We start from the raw sequence: 2,446 nt of genomic DNA on the forward strand, positions 1-2,446 counted from the left end.
GTGCGCACATCCCTTCAAGAAGCTGGCATTGACTATGACTCTGCAGATGCCGAGTTTGTGCCAAACCTCGAAGTAGAAGTTGACGCGGACACTGCACGCAAGGTTTTCAAGCTCATTGACGCTCTCGAAGACTCCGATGATGTTCAAAACGTCTACTCCAACTTCGACCTGAGCGAATCAGTCCTCGCCGAGCTCGAACAGGATTAACGTGCGCATTCTCGGGGTAGACCCAGGTCTGACCCGATGCGGCGTTGGCATTATTGACGTTGGTGCTAATCGAGAGCTCACGCTTGTCGATGTTCGCGTGCTGCAAACACGTCCGACACTTGCACTTGCTGAGCGCTTGGGAATTATCAAGGCTCAGTTGGCTGCAGTGATGGACCAGTTCGCTCCGGACCACGTGGCGATCGAGAGGGTCTTCGCGCAGCACAACTTACGAACGGTCATGGGCACGGCACAGGCTAGTGCCATCGCGCTGGTAGAGGCCTATGAACGTGGCTTATCTGTCGAGCTGCACACTCCGAGCGAGGTCAAAGCTGCTGTCACAGGCAACGGTCGTGCGAACAAGGTCCAGGTGGCCAACATGGTCGCCCGCATCCTCAACATGGGGGAGCAGAAGTTCCTGCCTGACGCGACGGATGCCTTAGCTCTCGCCGTCTGCAACGCCTGGCGGTCAGGCGCGCCCCGAAGTGGAACAGCTGCCCTCACACCAGCGCAGCAACGTTGGCGTGATGCGGAGCGTCAGGCACGCAAAAAATAACCACCGCAATAGGCTGGCGACGTGATTTCGGCACTTCGTGGGCAGGTTCTAGCTCTGCGCAACGGCACCTGCACGGTTGACGTGCAGGGAGTCGGTTATGCCGTCCATCTGACGGATGGGCACTTTCGCTCGCTCAGCGTAGGTAGTTCAATCACGCTGATCACCTCCCTCGTCGTTCGCGAAGACTCGCTGACCCTCTATGGTTTTGAGGGAACCGAAGGGCTCGAAATATTCGAGGCATTTCTCGGCGTGAGTGGTGTTGGTCCGAGGTCAGCTCTGGCCATCCTGTCGCAACTCAGCCCCGCTGAAGTGCTCTCAGCCGTCGTGTCTGAAGACGACGCTCCGTTCCGCAAGGTCCCAGGTATCGGGCCAAAAACAGCGAAACACATCGTCCTCCAGCTTTCAGGCAAACTCAATGCACTCGTTGCCGAGTCTCACGTTAAGACGAGCCTGCCCTCCTCGCTGAAAGCGTCACCAGACGCTGTCGTTACTGCATTGGTTGGCCTGGGCTGGAATGAGAAAGCTGCGACCGACGCCGTTTCTGCTGTTCGTGCGCCAGATGTCGAGTCTGCTGAACTATTGCGCCTCGCTCTTGCTTATCTAGCCGGTGCGCGATGAGTGATGACCTCTCCGCAGAGGGCGAAGTACTCTCCCCGTCTCCGCTAGGTGGGGCGGAACTCGAATTCGAAGGCGCTTTGCGCCCGGAATCACTTGCGGAGTTCGTGGGGCAACCGAAGGCAGTTGAACAATTGCGTCTTCTCTTGGCCGCGGCGAGGCTCGATAACCGTGCCCCCGATCACATCCTGCTTTCTGGTCCACCCGGGCTGGGTAAGACCACGTTGGCCATGATTGTTGCTCAGGAGAGTGGACTTGCTCTTCGGATGTCGAGTGGTCCGGCTATTTCTCACGCAGGAGATCTTGCTGCACTGTTATCAAGCCTTGTTCCTGGTGAAGTCCTGTTTATCGATGAGATTCACCGCATGGCACGTTCTGCAGAAGAGATGCTCTACCTTGCCATGGAGGATTACCGCATTGACATCATGGTGGGTAAGGGAGTGGGGGCGTCGTCCATTCCCCTGGAGCTTCCCCCCTTCACTCTTGTGGGTGCAACCACGCGCTCTGGTTTGTTGGCGAGCCCACTTCGGGATCGTTTTGGATTTACAGCGCACTTGGAGTTTTATTCGCATGACGAGCTTCAATCTGTGCTCACGCGCTCGTCTCGCCTCTTGGGCCTAGATTTACAGCCACTGGCGCTTGAGATCATTGCGCAGCGAAGTCGGGGCACTCCACGTATTGCTAACCGCCTGCTGCGACGCGTCCGTGACTACCTCACTGTTCATCCCGAAGTAGATGCCAGTTCGGCAGCTGAGGCCGCGTTGGCTCTCTACGACGTGGATTCTCGTGGACTTGACCGTCTCGATCGCGCGGTACTTCGTGCTCTCATCGAACGTTTCGGTGGCGGACCAGTAGGTGTCTCGGCACTAGCCACCTCAATTGGCGAAGACGGTGAAACGGTTGAGAGTGTCGTGGAACCATTCTTGCTGCGTGAAGGATTCCTTGTTCGCACACCTCGTGGACGCCAGGCGACACGAGCAGCTTACGAGCACCTGGGAATCGCTCCTGCCGCCCAACCGCCAACCTTGCTGTGACCTATACTCGAAACCGGTGCACTTGCGCCGATTCTCC

4 protein-coding genes are annotated in these 2,446 nt (G+C 57.5%); all 4 read left to right on the top strand.

Annotated elements, in window-relative coordinates; all coding sequences use genetic code 11:
- The coding region (locus Q0362_RS07245) for a YebC/PmpR family DNA-binding transcriptional regulator (RefSeq protein ID WP_298121913.1) at positions 1 to 207 on the top strand (207 nt) is incomplete at its 5' end.
- A complete protein-coding gene (gene ruvC / locus Q0362_RS07250; RefSeq protein WP_298121925.1) occupies positions 203 to 760 on the top strand; it encodes a crossover junction endodeoxyribonuclease RuvC in 558 nt (185 codons plus the stop codon). The genes Q0362_RS07245 and ruvC, both read left to right, overlap by 5 nt.
- Positions 761 to 781: 21 nt before the next feature.
- On the top strand, positions 782 to 1,378 hold the full coding sequence (gene ruvA / locus Q0362_RS07255; RefSeq protein ID WP_298121917.1) for a Holliday junction branch migration protein RuvA: 597 nt from the start codon (positions 782 to 784) through the stop codon (positions 1,376 to 1,378).
- Positions 1,375 to 2,409 (top strand): Holliday junction branch migration DNA helicase RuvB, encoded by a 1,035-nt coding sequence (ruvB, locus tag Q0362_RS07260; RefSeq protein ID WP_298121922.1) that lies wholly within the window; start codon positions 1,375 to 1,377, stop codon positions 2,407 to 2,409. The genes ruvA and ruvB overlap by 4 nt, the downstream gene beginning before the upstream one ends.
- The last annotated feature ends 37 nt before the right edge of the window (positions 2,410 to 2,446 follow it).

The organism is uncultured Aurantimicrobium sp., assembly GCF_936931525.1.
Classification (GTDB): domain Bacteria; phylum Actinomycetota; class Actinomycetes; order Actinomycetales; family Microbacteriaceae; genus Aurantimicrobium.